Below are 1,503 nucleotides of genomic sequence, written 5' to 3' on the forward strand. Positions count from 1 at the left end.
GAAACCATAGTGTTCCAACAATTCAATTGTACATTCTTTTTCTCTTGTTGTAAAAAAAATGCTATGACCACGTTTTTCCATTTCCCAAGAAAAATGCTTAAAAAGATGAACATGTGCAGGATGTCCTATGTCAATTAAAAATTTCATAAAGTATTTTTAAAAATGCAAAAATACTACAATAAATTGTTAAAAAAGATGATACTAATCATAGTTGGAATCCTTATTATTTTTTTGTGTTTATTACTCTTTCAGAAAATATTTTTTTGTAATATTGCATGAATAATTAAAACTTATTTTTTAATATGCCAAAATTGTATCTGCAGGAGACTTTTTATGTGATGTAAATGAAACATTAACCATTATTATAATGTGAGCGTTGTGCAGAAATAAATAGAGATATGAATATAACTAAAAACAAAAATTGGTATAGAATTAAATCATTTATACCAAAACAACTATTTGAACCCTTGCTATATTTTTATTATGGTGTTCAAAGCATTGGTTATTTTGGCAATAATTATTATTGTCCAATTTGTAAAAGTAAGCTTCGGATATTTAAATCGGGAAATTGTCCTAATTGTGGGGCTGATATTAGGCACAGAACATTATGGCTCTTTTTATTAAGGAAGACAGATTTTTTCAAAAGCAGGTTAGATGTTTTGCACTTCGCTCCTGAACATTGTTTTTATAATAAAATGAAGAAACAACAAAATATCAATTATCTATCAGCAGATTTAAGATCTCCAAGAGCAATGATTGAAATTGATATTACTAATATAAAATATCCTGATAATTTCTTTAATGTTTTAATAAGTAGCCATGTACTTGAACATGTAGATGATGATTTAAAAGCAATGAAGGAATTACATAGGGTACAAAGTATTGATGGGTGGTCAATTCATCTTGTACCAATTGATTATTCACGAAATGATACTTATGAAAATTCTTTGATAAAAAGTCCAGAAGAAAGGATGAAAGTTTATGGTCATCATGACCACAAAAGAATTTATGGTAAGGATTATAAAAATAAATTGGAATCATCAGGTTTTAAAGTTACTGTTTTCAAAACGGAAGATTTTTGTGAAGAAAATGAAATTGCAAAAATGGGATTACATAAAGATACGGAGATTTACTATTGCAGGAAATAACATCCAACTAAGCATACATAAAGTATAATAGAAATAAGTGTTTTAGTGGTAATTCAAGTTTTTTACAGCACTCTAACTTTTATGCTATATGACAGGAATAGAACTCGACAATTTCAGACGATTGCTATGCTAGACTGTTCAAATTTAAAAGATTGATAACTGTTATTTTTAAGCACTTAAAAATAATTCCTAATGAAATTTAGATTTAGACCAAGATTCCTTGTTAGTTCAATAATAATCCCTCAATAAGAATTATTCAACTTATAATTCCTAACTTTGAAGTTGAATTTAAATAACTTATTTTTAATAAAATGGCAAATAGTTTACCCTCATTTTTCAAATTACCTACGTATTA

Annotated in this window: 1 protein-coding gene; it reads left to right on the forward strand. The window is 26.8% G+C overall.

Annotated elements, in window-relative coordinates:
* Nucleotides 1-398: 398 nt before the first annotated feature.
* Nucleotides 399-1,148 (forward strand): methyltransferase domain-containing protein, encoded by a 750-nt coding sequence (locus tag U9R42_15080; protein ID MEA3497349.1) that lies wholly within the window; start codon nucleotides 399-401, stop codon nucleotides 1,146-1,148.
* Nucleotides 1,149-1,503 lie beyond the last annotated feature (355 nt).

This window comes from Bacteroidota bacterium (assembly GCA_034723125.1).
Lineage (GTDB): Bacteria > Bacteroidota > Bacteroidia > CAILMK01 > JAAYUY01 > JAYEOP01.

What these genes read in the sequence shown, in the direction of transcription:
- U9R42_15080 (MEA3497349.1), top strand. Translation starts at nt 399, where the DNA reads ATGAATATAACTAAAAACAAAAATTGGTATAGAATTAAATCATTTATA.